Source organism: Arthrobacter sp. Leaf337 (genome assembly GCF_001423745.1).
Taxonomy (GTDB): domain Bacteria; phylum Actinomycetota; class Actinomycetes; order Actinomycetales; family Micrococcaceae; genus Arthrobacter.
The window spans coordinates 105,318-127,296 of record NZ_LMPC01000005.1; the positions used below are offsets into that span (position 1 = coordinate 105,318).

At 62.7% G+C, this 21,979-nt stretch carries 19 protein-coding genes; 3 read left to right on the forward strand and 16 right to left on the reverse strand.

Annotated features, from left to right (window positions below; genetic code table 11):
- Positions 1 to 72: 72 nt before the first annotated feature.
- The 3 genes from ASF98_RS06170 to ASF98_RS06180 all read left to right on the forward strand — a co-directional run bounded on the left by ASF98_RS06170 (position 73) and on the right by ASF98_RS06180 (position 5,825).
- Positions 73 to 1,677 (forward strand): hypothetical protein, encoded by a 1,605-nt coding sequence (locus ASF98_RS06170; protein WP_055798984.1) that lies wholly within the window; start codon positions 73 to 75, stop codon positions 1,675 to 1,677.
- Between the two features lie 398 nt (positions 1,678 to 2,075).
- Positions 2,076 to 2,819: a hypothetical protein gene (locus ASF98_RS06175; RefSeq protein WP_055798987.1), complete on the forward strand. Its 744-nt coding sequence runs from the start codon at positions 2,076 to 2,078 to the stop codon at positions 2,817 to 2,819.
- Positions 2,820 to 2,993: 174 nt separating this feature from the next.
- Entirely contained in the window at positions 2,994 to 5,825 is a 2,832-nt protein-coding gene (locus ASF98_RS06180; protein WP_082506736.1) for a CHAT domain-containing protein, read from the forward strand.
- A 22-nt stretch (positions 5,826 to 5,847) separates the two neighbouring features.
- On the opposite strand, the gene ASF98_RS06185 is transcribed toward ASF98_RS06180, so the two are convergent.
- The 16 genes from ASF98_RS06185 to ASF98_RS25005 all read right to left on the reverse strand — a co-directional run bounded on the left by ASF98_RS06185 (position 5,848) and on the right by ASF98_RS25005 (position 20,614).
- On the reverse strand, positions 5,848 to 6,717 hold the full coding sequence (locus ASF98_RS06185; protein WP_156372311.1) for a hypothetical protein: 870 nt from the start codon (positions 6,715 to 6,717) through the stop codon (positions 5,848 to 5,850).
- 267 nt (positions 6,718 to 6,984) lie between these two features.
- On the reverse strand, positions 6,985 to 8,493 hold the full coding sequence (locus tag ASF98_RS06190) for a hypothetical protein (protein WP_055798998.1): 1,509 nt from the start codon (positions 8,491 to 8,493) through the stop codon (positions 6,985 to 6,987).
- Positions 8,490 to 10,610 carry a hypothetical protein gene (locus tag ASF98_RS06195; protein ID WP_156372312.1) on the reverse strand — a complete coding sequence of 707 codons (2,121 nt, stop codon included), beginning with the start codon at positions 10,608 to 10,610 and terminating at the stop codon, positions 8,490 to 8,492. Before ASF98_RS06195 ends, ASF98_RS06190 begins: the two co-directional genes overlap by 4 nt.
- 68 nt (positions 10,611 to 10,678) lie before the next feature.
- A complete protein-coding gene (locus tag ASF98_RS06200) occupies positions 10,679 to 11,206 on the reverse strand; it encodes a hypothetical protein (RefSeq protein ID WP_055799003.1) in 528 nt (175 codons plus the stop codon).
- Positions 11,203 to 11,481 carry a hypothetical protein gene (locus ASF98_RS06205; protein ID WP_055799006.1) on the reverse strand — a complete coding sequence of 93 codons (279 nt, stop codon included), beginning with the start codon at positions 11,479 to 11,481 and terminating at the stop codon, positions 11,203 to 11,205. The genes ASF98_RS06200 and ASF98_RS06205 overlap by 4 nt, the downstream gene beginning before the upstream one ends.
- Positions 11,482 to 11,540: 59 nt before the next feature.
- Positions 11,541 to 12,050 carry a hypothetical protein gene (locus ASF98_RS06210; protein ID WP_156372313.1) on the reverse strand — a complete coding sequence of 170 codons (510 nt, stop codon included), beginning with the start codon at positions 12,048 to 12,050 and terminating at the stop codon, positions 11,541 to 11,543.
- Positions 12,051 to 12,331: 281 nt separating this feature from the next.
- Positions 12,332 to 12,718 carry a hypothetical protein gene (locus ASF98_RS06215; protein ID WP_055799014.1) on the reverse strand — a complete coding sequence of 129 codons (387 nt, stop codon included), beginning with the start codon at positions 12,716 to 12,718 and terminating at the stop codon, positions 12,332 to 12,334.
- 223 nt (positions 12,719 to 12,941) lie between these two features.
- Positions 12,942 to 13,340 (reverse strand): hypothetical protein, encoded by a 399-nt coding sequence (locus ASF98_RS06220; RefSeq protein ID WP_055799018.1) that lies wholly within the window; start codon positions 13,338 to 13,340, stop codon positions 12,942 to 12,944.
- A gap of 1,008 nt (positions 13,341 to 14,348) precedes the next feature.
- Complete coding sequence (locus tag ASF98_RS06225) at positions 14,349 to 14,801, reverse strand: hypothetical protein (RefSeq protein ID WP_055799023.1); 453 nt, start codon at positions 14,799 to 14,801, stop codon at positions 14,349 to 14,351.
- A complete protein-coding gene (locus tag ASF98_RS06230; RefSeq protein WP_055799025.1) occupies positions 14,798 to 16,000 on the reverse strand; it encodes an OmpA family protein in 1,203 nt (400 codons plus the stop codon). The genes ASF98_RS06225 and ASF98_RS06230 overlap by 4 nt, the downstream gene beginning before the upstream one ends.
- Before the next feature lie 116 nt (positions 16,001 to 16,116).
- On the reverse strand, positions 16,117 to 16,860 hold the full coding sequence (locus tag ASF98_RS06235; RefSeq protein ID WP_055799028.1) for a hypothetical protein: 744 nt from the start codon (positions 16,858 to 16,860) through the stop codon (positions 16,117 to 16,119).
- 136 nt (positions 16,861 to 16,996) lie between these two features.
- Positions 16,997 to 17,851 carry a hypothetical protein gene (locus ASF98_RS24050; protein ID WP_055799031.1) on the reverse strand — a complete coding sequence of 285 codons (855 nt, stop codon included), beginning with the start codon at positions 17,849 to 17,851 and terminating at the stop codon, positions 16,997 to 16,999.
- A gap of 198 nt (positions 17,852 to 18,049) precedes the next feature.
- A complete protein-coding gene (locus tag ASF98_RS24055; RefSeq protein WP_055799034.1) occupies positions 18,050 to 18,985 on the reverse strand; it encodes a hypothetical protein in 936 nt (311 codons plus the stop codon).
- Between the two features lie 26 nt (positions 18,986 to 19,011).
- Positions 19,012 to 19,341, reverse strand: a complete 330-nt coding sequence (locus ASF98_RS06250) for a hypothetical protein (RefSeq protein WP_055799037.1) — start codon at positions 19,339 to 19,341, stop codon at positions 19,012 to 19,014.
- A 55-nt stretch (positions 19,342 to 19,396) separates the two neighbouring features.
- Positions 19,397 to 20,329, reverse strand: a complete 933-nt coding sequence (locus tag ASF98_RS06255; protein ID WP_055799039.1) for a ribonuclease H family protein — start codon at positions 20,327 to 20,329, stop codon at positions 19,397 to 19,399.
- 150 nt (positions 20,330 to 20,479) lie between these two features.
- A complete protein-coding gene (locus ASF98_RS25005; protein WP_268760416.1) occupies positions 20,480 to 20,614 on the reverse strand; it encodes a hypothetical protein in 135 nt (44 codons plus the stop codon).
- Positions 20,615 to 21,979: the final 1,365 nt, after the last annotated feature.

Below are 21,979 nucleotides of genomic sequence, written 5' to 3' on the forward strand. Positions count from 1 at the left end.
GGTGGTGCGTCGGTTGGGCTAAACAAGATTGGTTGTGGTGGTAGGTTCACGTCAGAAACCCAGGGGGAAACGGTGGAGGATTCAGAGATATTCGAAGCGCTTGAACGCCAGGCGTCGGCGGGCGACGCAGAGGCATCTGTGCGGTTGGCGGCGGTGAAGGCCGTTGCTGGTGACTGGGACTTCGCTGTCCGATGTCTTGAGGCAGCGGACGCGGACGCGGCGTTCCACCTGCAGTCGGTGCTGCGCGAGAACGAGGAACGTAGGGTGCGGGCCGAATCGAGGAGGCCACCTGCCCGGCTCGATAAGAGGGATGCCGAGGATCGGCACCGCGAACGGGCTGCGGCGAAGGCTGCTGGTGCCGAGGACTGGGAACTGGACCTGGTTTTCGGCGCCGGAGATGCCGACGATTGGGAACGCGAGCGGGTTTCGGCGCTGGCTGGTGACGCCGGTGCGGCACTATCGGTGAGCCGCCGCTTGAAGGGCCAAGGTGACCTTAATGGTGTTGAGGAAGTGTTGAGGTCCGCGCTCCGGAATGGCGGACGGGACCAGTGGCCCCACCGGGCCGAGGCCATGATCGGTTTGGCGGCGCTGCTGCAGGATAAAGGCGAGCTGGAATCGGGCGTGTGGTTCCGTAAGGCCGCGTCCGAGGGATCGGATGAGGCTGCGGAGCTGGCGGCGCAGTGGTGTTTGACGAACGGCTTGGTCGAAGAAGGCGAATTCCGTTTCGAGGTTCTTGTTAGGCGGGGGCGGGCGGAGATGCGCTCCGCTGTGTCATATCTGGATTCGGAATGGAAAACCTACCGTTACCAATGGACTGAGACCCATTCGGCCATGGGGGCGTGGTGCAGGGCGATGAGGCGGGAGATGCTCCACACCGCCGCAACAGGGAACACGAATGAGGCCGGTCTCCTGCTTTCCGCTGTGAGCGAGTCAAGGGACTGGTCGCCTCAACCGGGGGACATCGTCGTCAATGCCCTCCAGGAGCTGGTCCTCCCACCGCTGCGCGACGAACTGGTCCGTTCCTTTTGGCGACCGGCCGTTTGGGGGGAAGGGCCGCCGCAGGCGCCCCCCCGGACACCGAGGGAAGCCGGGTTCGCTGTTCTCGACTGGCTGACGAGGACGCTGCTCCCGGCCGTGTTGGCCGCGGCCGGCCGGCCGGACTCTGCGGATCTCGTGGCTGCACTGTCACCCATCGAGGATCGGATTTCGGCCGAGGGCGCACTATCAATTCTGAGAGAGATCCGTGCTGACCCGTGGGAAAACATAGATGTGCCTGAGCGGGCAGGTGACTGGCCGAAGCGTATGTTTCGTTGGGCACGAGCGGACAGTACTGTCTCTCGGTCGTTGCTTTCCGACCTCGCGTTCCAACCGGAGGACGGCCCGCACTCCGACCATGTTTTCCGGCTTATGTCAGGGCGGTTGCTCTGGGTCCGCATGGCGCATTCCACCGGCCTTGACGCAGAGGCCTGGGTACGACTGTGGGATGAGAGCAGCCGGGTCTACTTCACCGCGATGCGCTGGGCTGCAGGGCGGGTTGCCGGTGTCGTCTATGACCGTGATCCTGACTCGATGATTGATCCACAACTAGCGATCGAAGCCGCAATGAGCGAGATGAAGTCGACACTGCAGGCCAGCCTCCGATCACGATTCCTGCTGGAATCGCCCGGTCCTGAGTAGAGGGGAATTCTCTGACCGCGACTCGTGATGCATCGCTGGATATGCTGCGGGAGCAATGCTGACTGCGCCGCAGGGCGGCGGCACGGACGCGTCTTCCGGGCGCCGCGGCCCGGGACGCGTGGTGGGAACGGATTCGCGGGTCCTGTTCAATGCGTTGGCGACGTGTTCACGTCACGCCAGACATTCGCCTCCGACGTCGCCACCGAACAGCCAGCCGTCCTCGATGCCATCCGCAGCCAAACTCACGCACTAACCAAATGAGCCCAGTCAGGACGTACGGCCTCGTGGCGCTGAGATTCACAGTTGTTCTGACATGTTTGGTGGATTCGGGCTTGTAGTCGAAATCCTGAAATACACTCTTCCTAAATACAGTAGTTCCTTGAGCATGGGGGCATGTGATGGCAAACGATCAATATTTCGTAGTACTTAATGACCGGGAGCATGGCAACGAGGGAAAGTACTACGACCGGAAGTGGCCGACTCTCAGGGCTGACGGGAGCCTATGGACTTCACCTGAAGACGGTGATGTTCTCGGTCCATTCCCAGTACGGGCCAATATCCAGTACACGACGGCATTTCCGGGCAATATGGAGTCCTTTGAGGCCATTGGACGGGCCCTGCGTAATCGCGAGACCGTGTATAGGCTTTTTCATTTTCAGATGTTCGTGACGGAGTCCCGTGTTGCCCTGGTTCAGAACAAACCACCGGCAGCGGGACACCAAATTGTGGGCCACCTTCGATTCCCCTGGATCACGTCGGTAGGTTTCAGGCCGAAGCAGAGCCTGCTCAATGAATGCACGTTGGAGCTGAAATTCCAGGAATCGATGGACGACGGGGACGGGGGTGTCTGGTTCCACGACGTTGAGCTGACGTTCGAGAAGACGTTTGATTCAGGTTCCTTGGCTCAGACGATTGTCCGGCGCATGGCTGCCCACCATCTCCGTCTTGAACTGCCAGACGTGGTTACCACTGACGTCCGGGAGCTGCTGGCCGTCGAACGGCTTCCAAACCCTGCGAAGGGGGAGCTATCGGAATACTTTAGTCCGGTGTTTGTCTACTTCCCCTACGGGGCTGAGTACATCGGGGACGACGTCGAAAAGGCGGCTTGGTTCGGACCGAAACTCACCGAATCTGGAATGTAGGTACTTGTGCCTGACAGTCCCACGATTCAGGTTCAAGAAGATTCGCTAGTGCATGATCGGTCGGTAGAGACGCCTGTGCTGCTGTCTGACATATTGAACATCGCCACCAGCAACGCGCATCCACGACTCCATGTATTCCTGTTGCTCTCAGATTGGTGGGCACAACGAAAGCGAATGAAAACACTTCGCTCGACTTCAACTAGCCCAGGAGAGTGGCTTGTTGACCAAGACCGAATTTTTGTGGCCTGGATGCTGTGGCACCCCCTCATTGTTCGAAGCTTCTCCTCCTCACTGACGACTCTCGTGGCCCTGTCCATTGGGGTGGGCATAATTCCTGCACTATTCGGCGGTCTAACAGTTGCCAGTCTCCGGGCAAGCGCGCGAAACAAGGCCGCCAGGTCCTTCTTCCAAGCACCGGTCACCATCGGAATACCCAGCGCAGTGTTGAGCATCGTTCTTGGCTACTCAAGCGTTTGGGCCCTAGCGCTCGCGGTTCTGGCGGGCCTCACGGCTAAGGGCCTGGGGACGGTCCTTCTGCTTATGAACTTCTCCTCAATGAGGGGGTCAATGACCTTCCTGGGCATCTCCCGAGTGGCCGGCCTCCTAGCAAAGCGTCACCTGACTGACTTTCTCATAGGCGTTGACAAAGCAATCGGCGATGATCCAAGTTCTGCAAGCCTTTTTCTGGACCGTGTACGCATTCTACCGACGGATTGTGCGGGCATCATTGCCATCTGTCGTGCACTTGTCGCCGCCCGCACGGGGCACTCCACTGAGGCACTGCAGCTCTTAGAAGTGGCCCTGAGCCAACAGACGCGTAGGCGGCGTATCCACGGATGGATCCGTCTTCAAGGGGCTGAAGTGCTGGTTGCGCTTGGCCGCCCCGAAGAAGCCCTGCGACTTCTCGACGCGGTTGAGTCAAAACTTTCCCGGAGGGCGGATGCGGTCTGGCTGCGGCGCGCTGAGACACTTCGGATCCGCCTATCCATGGCTCTAGAGATCGATAACGCCCATCTGCAAAAGATGATTGCTGAATATCGGTGGAGGGCGATTAGGACATCAGATCTTTCCCGTCTTCACGAGACTGAAGTATGGCTTCTCCGCCTCAGAGTAGGCATGGGCGAGTTGTCTGACGCAGGCGATACGGCCAGAGCCTTGGCGATGTGGATGGAAGGTCATCGAGACGTCATGCGTGAAGACGAGCACGCAGAACGCCAGATCTTCCTAGCAAACATCCTCCTCGACGCTAATGAGACTGGTACAGGTCCACAACTGCTCAGTGCCCAATACGTCAAGGAAGTGGACCCGCGATCCGACATTGAACGGGCTACAGATCTGCTTACGTCAGCCGTCCAGTCGCTCGTTGGGGGCACATACGTCATTCCCAGGTGCTTGGCCGAGTTGTCTATGGCGCGGGCTCTGCACCTTGCCGGAGACTCAAAGCATGCTCAGGCCTACATCCTGTCTTCACTGCGAGCTATGCAAAGTATCCGCTACCAGTTACCCACGTCCGCTTGGCGCGGGAGCTGGGAACTCATTCAAAGCAGGGCCTTCGCACTGGCTTTCGACCTGGCGTGGCTGGAAGTTTCCCCCGACAGCCGATGCTTTCTGCTTGTCGAACTGATAGAAGCTGCAAAGGCCCAGGCTGTACCCCGGGTCCGAGATGCCGCCGGCACAGCCACGGCTGACATATTTGACGTCCTGCTCGGGACCTTGGCTGCAGCACCAAAGGACGCACAGAAGGCCGACTTACTGGATGCCGCCCCCTCCATCACTGTCGCGCATTCATCATGGGTGTCAGATGCCTCAACTGAGCCCCTTCCACTCCGAAGGGCGATCAACTTCCGGTCATCGTCCTCGGAAATCTACTGGGGAGGCATTGAATGCGGCGACTGGTTCCAGTGGTTCATCCTTGAAAGTGACGGCATGTTCCACTACGACCGTTTCCCCACCCAAGACATTGCCCGCCCAGTCGATCGTCTGTTGAAGTCGATCCCCAACAGAGCCTCAACGGAGGGGGCAGAGAAATTTGCTCTACGTAAGGCAGCTAGTCCTCTCTTCGAGAAGAGTGCAGTCACAGAAGCGACGCCCGAGTATGAGACGGATGAGTATCTGCTTCTTGGGGAAGCAGCAAAGACCCTGATCCCGGACGAACTTCGGGAAAAACTTCTTGCCCGCACACGCGAGAACCCTCTCCGCGTAATTGTCGGCTTGGGCGGAAGGCTCTCCAGCCTGCCAATCGCTGCCTTCCCGCTAGACACGAAATCGTCCGTGCGATTTGTGGAGCGGGCACTCATTTCCTATGTGCCGTCCTTCGCTGCGGTGGCCAGCACATGGCGCGATGCACCGATGTCGCTTTCCTCCCTATATCCGTTGTCACTGGCGGTCGTCACGCCCAACGAGACAAGGGACACTCCACCCAAAGACCGGCTGACATATGCTGCACGATTTCCGCCGTATGCCCGCAAGCGCCGACGCGGCTACGTAAACCAGGAAGTTCTAAAGGAACTTCTTCAGTCGATCACAGGTCCGGCCACCGCCTACTTCGCTGGACACGTTCATCAGGGAGAGCTGTTCGAGCCCGCGAGCTCTGGGCTAATGCTGGCCAACGGTGAACGTCTAACAATGCGTGAGCTGCTCCGACGGGATGAAGACGGCACGGCACAATTTCCCATGCCCTCAAGGGTAGTTCTAGCAGGTTGTTCCAGCCTCGGTGTCAGGGTTACAGCAACCGACACGAAGGGCGTGGATCGCCAATTCGAGTGGTTTGGCCTTGCCATCGGAGTACTTCTCGCTGGCGCCCACGATGTAATCTGCACCCTTTTCGAATTGCCTGACATCGAGGAAACATCAGACTTTGACCACGAGGTCACGACGCGAATGACGATCGCGGCAGAACCAGCAGAGGCATTACGCGATGCCCAGCTCAGGGCGTTGGACGATCAAAGAAGAGGTGCAATGATCACGCCGGCTGTTTGGCAGAGCTATGTCCACATCTGTAGGTAGATCTCCCGGCATGCCTTTGCCCCTACTGGGACTTGCTTGGGAAAGACCCTAAGGCCGCCCACAATCGGTCTTCGGCCATCAGTTCGCGGTCGTAGTCGGGATTTCTCGTCTCTCTGCGCTGGATCAAAATAGTCAGCCACGTATTTAGCGCAAAGTAACAGGGAACAACAGCAACCAAACCTAGCCACGGATACAGGCCGCCTAGAAAGAGAACCACCAAGCTGATTAAACGGAATATCCAGGTAACACTCCAGTGAGTCGAAGTGGTGTCCCAAACAGCGAGAATCAGGCCAAAAATCACCCACCATGGATGGCCGCTGCGAATAATTTCAACTACCCCGAGAACAAGTACGATGCCGATGAAGAATTGAAAACACTGGCTGAGGACGTACCAACGGGTGACATCCAAACCGAGCGGCGTGAAGAGTTCGAGTTTAGGTGTAAATCCACCGCCAAGGATGCCCAAGCGGCGTTGTTTGGCTATCCGTTTTGTGTCTACGGTCTTACCGCCGACGTTTATAGCCAGGGGAGGGAAGCCACGCTGTAGACCAGCGTGACCCAGCTGTGTCATGGGCAAGGTATCGAGGGAACACTGCCATGCGTTCAGCCGACGTGAACTGGCGATCAGCGCTGACTGTGTAACGTTCGATGAATCCATCCAATGATTCAGTTCCTTGCTCCCACCATGACCCTTGTCCTCCAGCATTGCCCGGAAAACATGCACAGTGTCGATGGCCGGTTCACCTGACTTGGACGCGAGGGTTTTGGCCAGACGCAGAACGCGACTGGCGCCGTGGTCTGGTTTCAGGTATCGCTCCTGCTCCCCTAATTGAAGCTCCGACGCCTCGTGACGGTTTACGTCTCCTTTGAAACTGAAAAAGGACAGGTCCATTCCACAAGCGTGGACCGTGGGAAGAAAACGTGATTGTTCTTCGTCCGCCGCGTTTAGCATCGACTCAAATATGTGCTGAGTCCCAAACACTAGCCTCTTATCCGCGTACGCGTAGAGGGCTGCCCGTTCGAGGACTGCGTTCAGGGCAAAAGACCTCCGCTGAAGACCAAGGTCGTCACAAAGGTGCGCCAGACCGGGACGAGGACTCTTAGCAAGTTGGATATCAGCTGACCTCACCGGATCCACCTTCCTTCGAGGCAACTACGGCTACTCATCGACAGATCTGATCATGACAGGCGTGGCGTCCAGTATAGGAGCAACGATCCTCACTGAGTCAGTTTCGTCCAAAGCGCATTCATGACGTGTGATCTCACCTGTACTCCATCTGGTTTCCCAGCGGAGTACAGCGGAATTAACGCGCGGTCCAGGACTGATGACCACCAGCCAGAGCCCGTCGGGCAACAACATCATCGTAAATGAAGTACGTGTGGCTGGATCTTTGGCCTTGAAGATGCGACGTACCTCGCCCCTGCTTCTGACCGCGATGGAATCCGAAGCCTCCAGCCTGAACCAAGCGAGGTCGAGGTCGTCGATTCGGGCTTCCTCGAGAATAAGGAGACGTCCGGCGTGGGCTAGTTCCGTGAGAGTGGCCGGCAGTGCTCCCTTGACAAGGTTGAGCGTGAGACGGTCCTGGATGTGATTCCGGGCCGAAACACGTTTGGTGCGATCGATGTGGCGTTGTTCGGGACTCGGCTCCGGGTAGCCGGGAATGTCACGGTGACGGATGTCGACATAATCGGTTGGCCTAATTGCTCGTGCGGGGAGACTGTGGCCGGCGAGGATGTCTCCGGAGGCTGGTTTGAGCGGGACGTGGGCGATCAACGATCCGGTGTGCGGCTCTGTGACGATGGCATGGTAGTGGGCCGTTGGATCAGTTGCTGTTGTTCTTTGGGTGGGAACGGTGACAGTAATGGCGTGCGGGTTGCGGGCGTGCGTAACAACGCGGATCGTGTCTTCTGCGGTGGACGCTTCACCGTGCCCGGTGAGACGCCAGTCTGGGGACCCGATCAGCAGTAAACCCGGGACCTGTATGGCTGATGTCGCCGAGGTGTTGTAGAGGATAGCGTCCCGGTCCATTTCGGACAGGGGCAAAGGCAGAGTGTATGGGTCTTCCCCTCCTGGCGTTCCAGTTGGAAGGATTTCATCAAGGGCGTCGAGCGCTGCACGCACCGGGCTGAGTGCAATTTCGTCGATGAGGCCGGCGTCCAACAGTCGCTGAAGAGCACGAGCAGCCGGAAGCGCTTCAGCTGCGTTGAGGCGCGCAGTCTCGGCCCCATCGAAGGCACGATTAAGGTGGCCAGCGGCCACGATGTCGAGGGCGTTCAGAGACTTGTCCAGCGGCAGAGGATTCCAGTAAAGGGTCCATTGCTGATAGGCGGCAGCTAGGAGACCGTTCCAGGCGGAGCCGGGTGTGAACGTAAGAGGTGGACTCGCTTGCCCTTCTTGGTTATCGCCATCGGCTAGTATCCTGGCTCGTCGGATGAGCTCCCTGCCGGTTGGGGCGCCGAAGATTTCGTAGAGGCTGCCGGCGGCAGCATAGGTGTCGTGGACCGAGACGGACACAGGCGCACTGGGGCGTGTGATGTCGATTTCGACGGTGATGTTGTCACCGGCGCTGATGCTGACGGTGGGCGCGGCCCCAGGCTCAAAGCATTGCACACGGAAGGCGTCAAGATTGGATTCGAGACTCAGTACCTGCGTCTGGTCGGTGGTCATTCATCGGCCTCCTCTTCGATGCTAAGCCGGACGGCAACTTCCAACAGGATGGCCATCACATTCGTTTCGTAGGGGTCAATGACTTGTTCGATGTCCTCTTCGAGGGCATTGAACTCTTCCACCCGTTCATTGATCCATTCAGGTATCTCTTGCTTGGGATCAGGCCTCGTGGCTGGGTAGTTTTTCGCGTAACCGAGGATGTTTAGCAATGAGGCCGCTGCCGATCGTGTTTCAGCAGCGCTCATGCCTGGATGAGCGCTCGCTGATGACCCACTGCTTTTACTCAGCATGCTGGTTGCGTATGTGCTGGTTGCGAGGACGAACCAGTTGTTCGGTGTTTGGAGTTTTCCAGACCTTTGACGGGGTGTAGGAACTGCCTTGACGCCTGTGCCGTTTCGTTCACCTTCGAGGCCCCGTACCCCTCGGTGAGCGTTCTCTCTCTCGTTCTTGAATTTCTTGAAGAATGTGGTTGCTTGCAGATGACCGAATTTCCATAGCCACGCGTTGGTTTCTTCGACAGATCCATGCGTGAATTGACTCCGGTTCTTTCCCTCTCGGACAGTCTGGGGAAACTCTGTTTCGGCCCGAACAAGGTTGTCGCGTAGCTCAGAGAGCCTTTGGGCGGGGAGGACGTAACTGGCCCGCGCTCTGAGGTCCTCCAGATCCCCGCCAGTCATGTTGTAGTCAAACGTGGCGACGCGCTCCAAGACGCGGCAACCGACTGTGTTCCATTTCTGCGAAGGTTCCCACCATTGTATTTCCCCGGCAAGAGAACGCTCGAGGGAGAAAGATCCCTCCAACAGCCTGGCCGCGCCGGGAACATCTTCGTCGCTGACCCCATAGCGATGAAGAACTGCATCCAGCAAACCCTTGGGCCACACCGGCTCTTGAGGGCTTTCTGTGCGAGCGGTGAAGACTGTTGCGGCCAGGAGCCGCAACATATCCATGACCGACGGCCGCACATCCACCCTTCCCATCCAACGCACAGGGCTTTTCTGTATTGCTTTGACCAGAGCCGACTGGAGAGTGTCCATCAACGGCCCGTACCTGCTAGACCGGAAATGCTGGGCAGCGTCGGATGCGCTCGCGTATGTCCAAGCTTGCTGCATGGCCGCGTATGGAGCCTCTCCTGTGTACAGATAGAAGGCGGTGAGCATGGCGGCATGTCCATCAGTTTCCGTCAGACCGAACGGATGGTGGATTCGCCGGGCAACGTCATCAGAGAGTTGGTCGAGTTGTTCGAGGGTGAGGTAGTCCATCATCGCGCATTGCTCGGCTAAGTCCTTGGCCCGTTGCAGGTTCGGGAGCGCCTCGGGTTCCATGGAGTCATCCCAACGCAACAAATCATCCAGAGGACTATGGGCCTCATCATTGAGGCCATTTGTGTGGAGGCCACTTTCTGCGGGGGCGGCGGCGGCAGATACTGTGGTGAACCGTGAGCTAGCGATGCTGAATTCGGTGGCTCTGGACGCAACGATGCGGGCAAGAATGTCTGGCGCCAGAGCAGCTGGTCCTCCACGATCCGAGGCTACGGCGACTCTATCGACCACGTGTTTGATCGCTCCCTCGATCGTATAAGCGTTTCCGGCACCTACCTTGGTGTAGTTGATCTGGGTTGCGTTGAAGGACGTTAGTTCCGTGTGCAAACGGCGTTTTCCTTCGGCATCTCGATGGGTTGCCATTTTGAGGATGGATTCGCGTATTCCTGCCCGGATCCGTTCTGTGCGCAATTTTCCCAACGTCGAACCGAATGCGATATTGCAAGGACGTGATTTCTTGCCGTTCTGGTCCGTAGTTCCCAAGACGGCAGCGTTGCTGATCTCCGGAGGCAATTCGGTTCTAATATCGAGAATCTTCCCTCGCACGGGCAGGATTTCTGCCAGTGCTTCTGCCATGAGCTGTGAGGCCTCAGGGAAGGAAAGATCGAGCTGGCCAGTGTTGATGTCAAGTTTTGCTTTGTGTTGATTCAGATAGTTTTCGGCGATCTTAAGGAATGTGCTGGTGTCGACGTGCGTCACGAATGAATTTGGGCGATGATCCGCCGTTCCCTGAGGTCCGGGCGCATTGAGTCCTGATTCGTCTGGTATCTCGGTGAGCTGCTCATCCGTTGACGCCATGCCCGCCCCCCTTTTTTTCTGCGCTGCTTGCTTGCTGCGATTGTATTTGAAGGTTGAGATAGTGCTGTCTATCGTCGTTGTTTACGTCGTTTTCGGCGTGGTCGGGGGCCGAGAGCGATCCGGGTTACGAGGGCGCCTACAGCTATCCAGACGAGTGTTTGGGTGGGGTGGGCCAAGATGAGGCCGGGAAGTTCAAGGGCGGATTCGAGGGCCGCGACGATGAGTGCTTCGATGACGCCGTCAAGGGATCCGGTCTGGGCCCAATACACGACGACGTACCAAAGAATTGGGGCGATGAGGGTGATGAGCGCACCGATCCGAACGGCAGTTTTGAGTTGTGTCCATTCCATGAACCGTTTTTCATCAGCGGTGCGTTGGATGAGCCGGCAGTCTCGGGCGTGGACGGTGCTTTCGGTCAGGCCGTAACTGGTGTCGAACGCTACGGTGAGCTGGTTGCCGGTGCGTTTGCGGACGAGCCCGCGCGTGCCTTGCCGGACGCTGGGGGAGTTGGTGTATTCCTCGGTGAGGGTGCAGCTGATGTTGCGTCGGGCGGCGACGAGGTCGCCGGTTTGTGGGGGTTGGTTGAAGGGGTTCATGGGAGGCGGATCCTGATTTTGGAGCGGGGTTCGTGGGCCCCGTTTTTTTGGGCGTTTTCGGCGTTGATGTGGTCGGTGGCTTCGTCGCGTGCGCGGTCTTTGTCTGCTTGGTCGGCGTCGGCGAGGTCACCTACTTGCCGGTCGTGGTGTTCTTGTTGGACTTGTTGCTGGGTGGGTGGGTCCTGGTTGGGCAGGCGGGGTTCGATGGCCCAGAGTGCGCCGCTGACGATGCCGACGGTTCCGGCGGCCACGATCAGGGTTTTGGGGACTCTCATGCTGCTCCTTCGATACTGGTTTCGAGGTGGGGCCTGTTTTGTTTAGGTCGATGCCGCGGTCATTCAGTGTTTGTTGTGGTGTGTCGGTGTGCCCAGAGGATGGTCAGGGCGCCGGTCCCTGTGTAGAGGGCTGCGTAGAGAAGGGCTCTGAGGTGGTAGGTGGTCTGGAGCTTTTCAAGGGCCTGGGCGTGTTCGGTGGCGGTGGTGAATATTGCTGTGTCGGGGCCGGTGATGTCCGGGATGAGGTACCAGCAGGTGCTCAGGGCGGCCCCGAGGAGAGCCCAGGAGAGGGCCATGGCCAGGGCTGCGGGGCGCCGGTCGTTCCAGATCCGGCCTGCTGCGTAGGCGGTCGCGGTGCTGTGAATGGTGGCGCTGACGGCCAGGGTGAGGGCCAGAACGGTATTTGCTGCGATGGCCGTGATGGGTGCGTAGGCGAGGATTCCCTGGCCGAGAACCGCGAGGGCCACGCACAGTCCTTGCAGGACGGGCCAGCCGGGGTTCCGGGGCTGTCGGCGGGGTGCGGGCCGTTGCGGGGAAGCGGGTTGCGGGCGGGCGGGCGTGGTGGTCATGGCGGGTTCCCTCTTCTGTGTGTGGCTAATTGGGTTCACTGCGGATGTTCTGGTTGTTGAAGGGTTTCCCCTCACCCCTGTCCGGTCCCCCAGGGGTGAGGGGGGTCGGTGTTCCGACCCCCCTGTGGGGTTAGAGGTGGATGGTGTTTTGGGTGGCTTTGACGTAGACGCGCTTGGNCTGTTGATGACGACGTCCTCGACCGGGCGGTTGGCTGGCAGCGGCCGGGTGTGTCCGGTCCCCCAGGGGTGAGGGGGGTCGGTGTTCCGACCCCCCTGTGGGGTTAGAGGTGGATGGTGTTTTGGGTGGCTTTGACGTAGACGCGCTTGGAGAAGTACGAGGGGGTGAGGGGCCGCCACCAGGCGGTTTTGCACCAGGCGACTCCGGTGAAGGTGATGTAGCGGGTGCCGGTTTTGATTTTGATGCTGGCGCTGTTCCCGGTTTTTTTCGGGACGGAGGTGAGGGCGTCGGCTGATCCGAACTGGATGGCTTTCACGGTTCCGCCGGCCGGGCAGACCCCGGTCCCGATCTGAACGTTCACGGTGTGCCCGGTCGCGGCGTGGGAGGGGGCGGCGGCGCCGGTGAGGAGCAGTGCTGTCAGGGCCGCGGCCGCGGCGGTGCTCCGGATGGCACGGAGAGGGGTGTTGGTCCGGGGTGTGGTGGTGTTCATGGTGGTGCTCCTCTGTCTGGGTGTTTTTGTTGTGGGGGTGTTGCCGTGGTGCCGGTGCCCCGCCGGCTGCGGGGTGTGTTCGTCTGTGTCAGGGTTTCCCCCTCCACCGCTTTGCCCTTTCGGGCGGTGTGTTCACTCTGGTTAGGGTTTCCCCCGTCCCCGTTGTGGCGTGTGTTCATATCTGTGGGTGAGGGTTTCGCCCTTGTGTGGTGCCGGGCCGGGCCTAAACGGGTTGGTTGTTGGTGGTGGTGTCGAAGAGGGTTGTCGCGGCGGTGATGGTGAGGGTGATGCCGTTGGTGATCGCGTGGGGGGTGGCGTGGGGGAGCAGGATGCCGTGGCGGATGACGATGCTCTCGCCGTATTGGGCCAGGCCGATCGCGGGGGTGTCCTGCAGGGACCGGCCGGCGGCTTCCCAGACCCTCGCGGCGGTGCTATCTGAGACGGTGATCAGGAGCTGGAGCCAGTGCTTGTTGGTGCCGTTGTCCAGGATCATGGCGATCTCGCCGTGTTCTGGTGTGGTGATGGTGGCTTGTGCTGCGTGGGTGGTTCCGGGCAGGGGTGTCCAGGATCGGATGGCGGGGTCGTGGTTGAGGACGGTGATGACGTCGTTCCAGTCGGACATCGGGGTTTTCCTTTCAGGAGGACAGGTTTGGTGATGGGTTCCGTGCGGGGCAGGCGGGCTGTGAGGGAACCGGCGAGGCGGGCAGATGCCTTGCCGGTTCCCGGGTGTGCTTGCCGGTTCCCGGGTGTGCTTGCCGGGGTTCCGGGTGCTGCGCTCGCCGGCAGGGGCGGGGCGGCACCCGGAACCCGCACCGGGGTTGGGGGTTATTTCCAGTGGGCTCCGTGGGCGGGGCATTGCTGTCCGGTGTTGTTGCATTTGGAGCAGGTGAGTTTCCCGAGGAGCCCGTGGGCTTTTCCGCCGTTGCAGGCGGTGCAGTCCTGGGTTGCTTTGGAGCATTTTTTGCATTGGGCCATGGTCGTTCTCTCCTTCAAGAGGTGGTGGTGCGGTTGGCGTTTGGTGTGTGCCCTGCCGGGTGCAGGGCGTGTCGTAGGTGTCAGGGTTTCCCCGCGCCGGCCGGGTAGCGTCCTGAGGATGCTTTGACCCCGGTGCGCTCGCGGGCAGCGGGTTTGGCCTTCCCGTCGGGAGGCCAGCTGCGGGGTTGTGGGTGGTGTCGGTTTGTAAGGCGGTATCTCATGCCATAACCCCTGTTGGAATCCGTGCCATAACCTGTCGGGTTGGCCCGGGCGCAGCCGGGGTTGGTGGGTTTGCTTGGGGCTGTGGGTGTGTGGCGCCCGCGGGCGGCGGGCCTGCGTGTTGTGAGGGTTTCCAGCAGGGCCGCGGGTGGGGTGGTCAGGCGGGTGGGGGTGGGGCGCCCCGCCCGTCATGGTTGGGGCGCCCCGGGGCGTGTGGGTTAGGCGTAGACGGGGGTGAAGTATTGGGATCCCCACCACATCCGCATCCACCATCCGAGTGGTCCGACGCTGAACATGTGTTCCTCCTTTCGGTCTCTGATTCCGGTGTTGGCGTGTGTGCCCTGCCGGTTGCAGGGTGTGTCACCCGTGTCAGGGTTTCCCCCTTTTCTTCTTCCCTTCCCGTTTCGCTTTCCGGGGCCTTAGTTGTTGCTGTGGTTTAGCTGCCGCGGTCTGGCCCGCCCGTCTGGTGCGGGTTGCTTGGGTGCCTGGCCGGCCGGTGTGTCTGTTCCGTGCTGGCCTGGTCGGGGCCGTGGGCTTGTGCTGTGGGGTGGGTGTGGAGGTAGGTGAAGGGGTTCGCGTTGATTTCTGTGAGGACGTTTTTGGCGTGGTGTCGGTAGATGGTTCCGGCTGTTGTGAGGCGGGTGTTGGCCCAGGCGTGGGCGGCGTTGTGTCCTGCGGCATCGGTGAGGTGTGGTTGGGCGTGGGCGAGCGCGGTTGCGGTTTGGCAGCGGGCGCGCTCGCGGGGTTCCAGGCTGCGGGCGATGTCGTTGCCGGTGCGGGTATTGAGGTCGTTGTTGGAGGTTTCGATAAGTTCGAGCAGTAGGTTCAGGGGGAGGTCGTTGGCGGCGGGGAGCCGGGTGATGAGTGCTGCCCAGGCGGTGTTGGTCATGACTGCGCCCCCTGGGCGCTGAAGGTGATGACTACCGTGCGGTTGTGTTCCGCGGCGATGGGATCGAGGGTGCCGTCGGGTAGGGTGTCGGGGATGTGCCCGGGGTAGTTGTTATCCGGTACCCCGGCCGCGGACATTCGTGCGGGGTCTGCGCCGGCGGCAACGGCTTTGGCGCAGACGGCTTGGGCGCGGGCGCGGGCGAGCGCGCCGCGGGCCTCCGCGGTGCCGGCGGAGGCGGTTGTGCCGGTCACGGTGATGGCTGTGCCGGGGTTATCTGTCAGCCATTTTGCGAGGTGGGCCCCGGTGGTGGCGGCTGCGCCGGGGTCGCGGAAAGTGGTGCTGTCCGGGAGGAACCCGAGGGAGCTGGCGTTGTTGAAGGTGCGGGTGCCTTCTGCCTTCTTGGTGCCTTCAGCTTTGGGGAAGTCGATGGTGGGTTCGTCGGCGGTCGGGACGGGCCTGATGCTGTGTGGCCCGGCGGGGCGGGGGGTGGTGCCGGCGCTCGCGGGTCCGGGGTGGAAGGCGGCTGTGGCGCCGGCTTCGGTGAGGATGCTGGTGTAGATGCCCTGGTAGTTTTGCCGCTGCGGCCCGGTCAGGGCCGGCTGGGTGCCGTGGTGCTCCCCGAGCCCGTACCAGTGCACGGTGCGCCCTGCCAGGGAGGGGAGGGCTTTGAAGGCTTTGAGTTTCGCGGTGACTTCCGCGGGGACGGCGGTGACCAGGGACGGGACGGTCAGGTCCAGAGGGGCCTGGTCGGAGAGCCCGGGGGTGAGGACGGCGATGGTCGCGTCCGGGGTGTCGGTGGTGAGTCTGCCGGCGAGTTCCAGGGCTGCGAGGGTATTGTCGCCGTCGGCGTTGGCTTCGATGCCGGAGACGGCGCGGCTGACGGTGATTTTGGCGTTGTTGATGTCGTTGTCTTTGCTGGCGGCTCCGATCGGGTAGACGCGGGGAGCCTGGATGACGGAGGGTGCCCCGTCTTCGCGGATGATGCTGATGGGTTTGCCGGCTTCGATGGTTTTGCGGACCATGCAGGCGACTTCTGCGGGCAGGGCCGGGGCGGCGTTAGAGTGCGCGGCGACGATGATGGTCAGGGCTGTGGGCTGGTCGCATTCGGCCTGGGCGCCGATGGCGGGCCCGTCGCAGCCGGTGAGGGCGAGGGAGGCCAGGGCGGTGGTGGCCAGGATGGCGGCGGTGGTGGTGCGCATGGTGTGTTCCTTTGTTCGTGGGGCTCTTCCGCTGGATGCGGCTGGTACTCCTGTGAGGGTTTCCCCCTCCGGAAGGGGTCCGGCCCGGGGTTTTCCCGGGCCGGACCCCCGCTGGTTTAGGCGGCTTTTTCGTCGAGTTCGTCCGGTGCTTCTGCACCGTCGGCCTCGTCTGCGCCGCTGCTCTGGGCTGCGTGGTCACCCTCACGGGGGGTTTCGGTGTGGCGGGTTTTCCGGTGGGGCCCGGAGCCAGCGGAGACGAGGGTGGTTTCGGGTGCCGGGCCGGGGTCAGCTGTCGCGGGCTCCGGGGCGGGCTCAGGAGTGGTCGTGGGGCGGGGGACCGGGAGCCCGGGCACGGGGATTGCGGGGGTGTGGCGTTCGGCGGTGATGCCTTTGTTCCATTTCGGTGTGGCGCCGGGTTCGCCCAGGAGTGCATCCTTCCCGGCTCGGTAGTCGGCGTCCGCGATTCCCAGCTGGTTTTTAAGGATGTCTGCTTGCTGTCGGTGCCGGTAGGCGATGGTGTCTTCGTCGGCCCAGAGCCCTTGTTCGGTGCGTACTTGGTCCAGATAGCGCTCTTCGATGGCTACGCCGGTGGCTTCGGCTTCGGCGTCGATGAGCCGGTGCTGGAATGGCCCGGTCGCGTCGTCTATCCCGGCCGCGTGGGCCCGGACACGGCGGACGACCTCGATGATGTAATCCGCCATCGTGGGCACCGCGGTCCGGCCCGGGTGGGGAATCGAGCGCCAGTAGCGGCTGTTGCGTGGGTCAGTGGGCTCCCCGCCGAAGTGTTCGTATCCGGGCGCGGGCGGTTCGTCTGATGGACGCTTGCCGAGCAGGCCGTTCAGGGTCTCGAAGAGGCTCATTCTGGGGCTCCTTTTTCTTCTGGTCGGGGTGTTTTGGTGGTGGTACCTGTGTCAGGGTTTCCCCCGTCTGCTGCGCCTCGCCGCCGGCAGTGCCTGACCCCACACAGGGGTAGGGTCAGGCACTGCCGAACGCAGGTCAGGGGGTCTCTGGTTCGGGGTCCACGACGCTGAGCCAGGTCGGACGGCCCTGCCAGTGCTGCGAACCACGCTCCGGCGCAACGCCTGTGTGGGATCCGGCGGACCGGGGGGCGTCCTGGTCAAGGTCAAGGTGTTCGGTCAGCTCAGCGATGACGGGGGCGTCCGGGTGCCGGCGGGTAATGGCCCTGGCGTAAATGTTGATCCTGCGGCTGGTGTGCCGGCGGCATTCCGCGACCCGATCCTCGAGGACGGACTGGGCGAGGGTGAGGCGCTCGCCGATTACGGCCAGGCGTTCGAGGGCGGCGGCATGCGCCCCGGCGGCGGCGCGGGCCGCAACAACGGCGGCTTGGGCCGCCGCGGAGGCGGCGGCGTCAGAGGCCTGCTTTTCACGCCGCCGGCGGGCGGCCAGTGCGGCCGGGTCGGCGTGCTGCTCGCCCGGACCGCGGGGGACGGCCGGGGCCGGAGGGGTGGCGGCGCTTTCCCGGGCAGCCTCTGCGGCGCTGTCCGCATCCTCCTGGGCAGTGCCCACAGCCTCCTTGAGATGGGAGAGGCGGGCCTGGAGCGTGGCTTTCTCGGTCCGCAGCGGATCCACGATGCGGTTGTGCGTGATGGTCTCCAAGTCCTTGGATGCCCGGTACTCGTTGCGGCAGGCAACCGCCCACGGCGTGAGCAGGACGGTCTCGATCACCTCATCGGTTCGCGGTTTCGCCTGGGCGGTGGACAGGTGCCGGCGGTCAGCCCGCCCGGCCCAGTAGTCCACCAGGCGCTCGCGGAGGGTGTATTCGGTGGGTGTGGCGGTTTCGCGCAGGTAGAGCTCGATGTCGGTGGGGCCGGTGTTGGGTGTGGTGTTCATGGCGGGGCCTTTCTGGTGGTTAGTGGTTGGAGTGGGTGGGTTGGGTTCCGGTCCAGCAGCGGCCGTGGGCCGGGCAACTGTAGCCGTGGGTGCATTGGGTGCAGGCGGGGGTGCCGTGCGTGGGCCACACTCCCGGGCATCCTTCGCCCAGGGGGCAGGGCGCTGTGGCGGTGCCGCAGTGCAGGCAATCCGGGCCGGTCATTTGTCTTCCTCGGGGGCGGGGGAGGCTGCTGTCTCAGGCCCGGTGTTTTCAGTGCCGGCGCCGTCGTCGGTGTCGGTGTTTTCTGGGTGGCGTGTGTCATTGGGGCGGTATGGGCGGTCCTCGTGCTGGATCTGGGTCATGAGGGTCGCGGTGGGGTCTGCGATGATTTCTGCCTGGGCCACGACGGAGGCTTCTTTGGCGGCGTTCCGGATCGCGAGGTTCCCGTCGTGGGCGTTCTGGCGTTCCTGTTCCAGAGCGATGCTGATGTGGTGTGCCCGGCGGGCGAGGAGGTTCCCATGCTGGACGGCCTGGGTGTCTGCTTCTGTCCAGAGCTTCAGGAGCCGGGTGCGTTCGTTGAGGCCTTGGAGCATGCGTCGCAGGTCGGGATCTCCGAGGTCTTTGGCCTTGTGGATGAGCAGGATCCCGGTGGCCAGGAAGATGACGAGCATGAGCACTCCCATCCCGACGTCGGCGAGGACGGCGTTGCGCATGATCCTCTCGATCTCCCCGGAGGTGGCGCCGTCGGGGATGTCCGGGACTTTGATTTGCGAGTGCACCATCCGCATGACGGCCAGCCCGATACCGATCAGGGCCCAGACGCCGGCGAGGATCCAGCCCCAGTGTTTGTGCTCGGCGTGGTGTATGACATGGCCGGCGAAGAACGCGCAGGCGCTGGCGACGGTGACCGCGCCGACGGCGGCGAGGTAGGCCAGGAAGGTGATTCCTACCAGCAGTTTCAGCACGTCGGCGGCGAAGATCGCGTCGGTGGCGGCTCCGAGGGCGGTGATGGCCACCGCGATGGTGGCGGCACGGTTCCAGTCTTTTTGTGTCCAGCTGGCGAGGGCTCGGCGGCTGCGGTTCCCGGCCAGCAGCGGCCGGGCAACGGGTGCCTGAGGTTGTTCCGGGCGGGGAGCGAGTGCGGTGGTGGTCATGGCGGTGTCCTTTTCGTGGGTGGTGGTCAGAGACCGGTAGAGGTGGGTGTCGGGGTGGTGGTGACGGCGGGGCTGGCGGGGGCTGCCGGTTGGCCGGTACCGGCCGTGGTGGAGGGTGCGGACGTGGTTGTAGGTACAGGTGAGGTGGTGGTTGCAGGGGGTGCCGGCTGCTGGTCGTTGCCGGCGGTCCCGGCTGTGGTGGCGAGGATCAGGACGAGGGCGAGCAGCGTCAGGAGCAGCAGGGCACCGCTGGTGACGAGGAGAATGGCGGTCCGGCGTTGTGCCGGTGTCTTTCGGCGCAGACGGGGCGGTAGCGGGCTGGGCAGCTGGTACGAGAGGGTCTCGGGGGTGTTCATGGTTGGTCTCCTTCGTGTGGTTTTCTTCTGTGCCCTTGTTAGGGTTTCCCCCCCGTCACGCGGCATGGGCAACGGGTGCGCGCCGTGCCTGGCGGGCCAAGGCGTCTGCTGCCTCGTTCAGGGAGTGTCCGTTGTGCGACCGGACCCAGCTGATCTCGACGGCACGCTCAGCGCACAGGGTGTGGATCTGGGCGGCGACGCGGCGCATGCGCGCCTGGGTGGGGATGGCTGTGCCGGTGGCGAAGGCGATGGCTGCCTTGCTATCGGAGAGCACCACGAGCTCGTGCCGGCCGGGGTGCTGGGCGATCGCGGCATGGATGGCCTTCAACTCGGCCCAGGTGATGTCAGCGGTTCCGGGCAGCCGGTCCTGCCAGACGGTCCCGTCGCTGGCGACCGCGGAGATCCCTGCCCCGGCCTTTCCCGGAACGATCGAGGCGTCGGTGGCGATCACGAGCCGGCGCTCGCCGGCGGGCTGGTGGAGGGACAGCAGTGCAGCGGCGGCGCTGGTGTTGACGGTGACGCTGTTCGCCCGGACCGCTGTCCGGGAGGCCACGGCGGACAGGTGGGTGTCGGCGGTGGCGGTGAGCTGGAGGCTGGGGAAGGAGTCTTGGAGGGCGGTGACTTCCCTGCGGAGTTCGGGGTCGTCGATGAAGAGGCGGGTCGTGCGGGCGCCGGTGGGGTTGTTCAGGAGGAAGGTGAGCGCGTCGATGCGGGCGGTTGCCGCGGCGTGGCCGGTGATGCCTTCGGTGCTGTATCCGCGGAACAGTTCGAGGTGTTCGGTGCCGTCAGGGCCGGTGTAGGCCAGTGCTGCGGTTGCTGTGTGTGTGGTTCCTCCGCCGCGGATCACGGCGGTGCAGACACCGGTGCCGTCCCATGGGCGGGGGATTGCAGGAAGAACCGGGCGCGGGTTCAGGGCCCGGAGGGCATTGGCTGCCCAGATGGTGAGTGCAGCGAAGGTGCGGAGAGGGGTGGGTCGGGTGGTCTGCATGGTGGTTCCTTCCTGTGTGGGCCCCCTTCTTTGTGGCGCCCTCGTACTGCTTGCAGGGTTTCCCCCCGCTCCTACCGGGGAGGCAGGGGCACGAGTTAGGCATTGGGGGTCGGAGCTCCGACCCCTTGCCGGGGCTGGTCAGTCATTGATTCAGGGCTTTTTGCGGATCCGGTGGAGGAAGCTTTTGATGAGTGGTGTGAGCTCTTTGAGCGCCCTGGTGATGTGGGGGATGAGGCGGAAGATGGCCTCGGTGATCTCCAGGGCGGTGGGGTCTTCGGGGTTCATTCGGGGGCCTTTCTGTTGATGTCGGAGGGGAGAGTAGCTTTGGTGGTCGGCTGTTCGTTCTTGGCTGGCTACTCCTCCTATGCGTTGCGGCGGTCCACGGGCGTTTCCTAAGGGCTGCGGAGAAGGATTTAGCGACTTGAATCCTGTTTGGCAGTGCGGCGGTGCTGTTTTTCTCCTTCTGGGTTTCCTCTATGCGTTCCGCGGTGTGACGGGCCGTTCTCGGGTCAGAGTGGCCCGGGGCGTGGTGGCTGTGTGGGAAGGCTCGTCAGTGGGCAGTACGGTCAAGGTGGGCAGTTGGTCGACCAACTGCGGTGGCCTTGCTGGACCCAGACAGTGGGTTACCTTTCGCCCGCCCCGAGCTGCGCTGCGGCTTGGGTGTTTGGTTTTGTCTTGTCCCTTGGGGTTGTGCGGGGTGACTGATGGATGTCCATCGGTTCCTGCTCGGTGCTGGGCTGGGTCCAGAATCAACGGCTGTTCCCGGCCTCCGCTGTGTCGGTCGACCGACACCGGTTCCTGGTCGGCTGCTGGCTGGCTTGCGGTGGTTCGTGTGGGTTTTTCTTGGGCTGGTTTCACTCTGTTAGCGGGTGAGGGTCGGCAACTGTAAAGTTGCGGGCCCCCTGTTCCGGCCCCTATTTGGTGCGGGTTTCCTGGCTCTCTGTTGGCTGTTGGGCGGCCGGCCCTCGGCTCGGCCCCTCAGCTCGTTCTCGCCCAACCCGGCCTAGTGCTGTGGACGGAGCAGCTGCCTGCTCACCGGGGGCCCGCCTGTCGCCTCGTGAGCATGGCCCGCACCGGAAGAACCCGTTTCCGGCCTCAAGCCCCACGCCCGCCGGCCACCTCACACGCCAATAGCCCCAAGGGACAAGACAAAAGCCCCCCACACGGGAGGGCCACGGAGCCGCCGGCAGCTCGCCCGGCCGCCCACTGTCCTGGGCTGTGGGGTGGGCCGGGGCGCCGTTGGTGGGTGAATGCAGGCCTGCCCGTTTGGTAGAGGGCTGCTTTGTTCGTTGTGGGTGCTGTTTCATAGCGGGGCTGGCCGCTTACAGCCGGCCCCGGAGCGGAAAGGGATGCGTGGGCGGGGTGGGCAGGTTCTCCGTCCAGACAGGTGGAGAAGGGAAGCGGAGCCCGAGGACGGGGTGAAGCCCGGCTTTGCCTTTGGGTGGGGCCCGGGGGAGGGGAGAGACGCGCCCAGGGGGTGCTGGACCGGCGCGCCAGCGTCTATCCGGTCCTGCACCACCACCCACTACCCAACCCGGCCATCCACCAAAGGGGAGACCCCAACCGAACCCGATCACCCACCACCACGCACCGCCCGGAACGCCCCACCACCGACCCCTGCCACCCACAGCCGGCCGCCAGGCCGGCAGG